The sequence below is a fragment of the Nocardia amamiensis genome (assembly GCF_015477605.1).
GTDB lineage: Bacteria > Actinomycetota > Actinomycetes > Mycobacteriales > Mycobacteriaceae > Nocardia > Nocardia amamiensis_A.
The window spans coordinates 1-251 of the sequence record NZ_JADLQX010000379.1 but is presented as its reverse complement, the minus strand read 5'-3'; the positions used below and the strand labels follow the sequence as shown (position 1 = coordinate 251).

Genomic DNA, 251 nt, shown 5'->3' with positions numbered 1-251 from the left:
GAAAGGCTCTACGTCATCGTCGACAACTTCTCCCCGCACAAGCGAGCCGAGGTCCGCGCCTGGGCCGCGGTCAACGACGTGGAACTGGTGTTCCTGCCGACCTATTCATCGTGGTTGAACTGGATCGTGCGACACGAAGTCGCATGAGTAACAGTGGAACTCGGAGAAGGAGGGATCGGCTGATGCCGATAACGTAGTTCCCGATCCCGTGCGCGTGGATCGTCCCCGCCTCGGCGTGCGTCATGGGTGAC

The 251-nt window shown here is 61.0% G+C and carries 1 protein-coding gene; it reads left to right on the top strand.

The genetic code is table 11. The annotated features are described in order from the left end of the window. Positions 1-15 precede the first annotated feature (15 nt). Positions 16-147 carry a transposase gene (locus tag IU459_RS38200; RefSeq protein ID WP_324199187.1) on the top strand — a complete coding sequence of 44 codons (132 nt, stop codon included), beginning with the start codon at positions 16-18 and terminating at the stop codon, positions 145-147. The last annotated feature ends 104 nt before the right edge of the window (positions 148-251 follow it).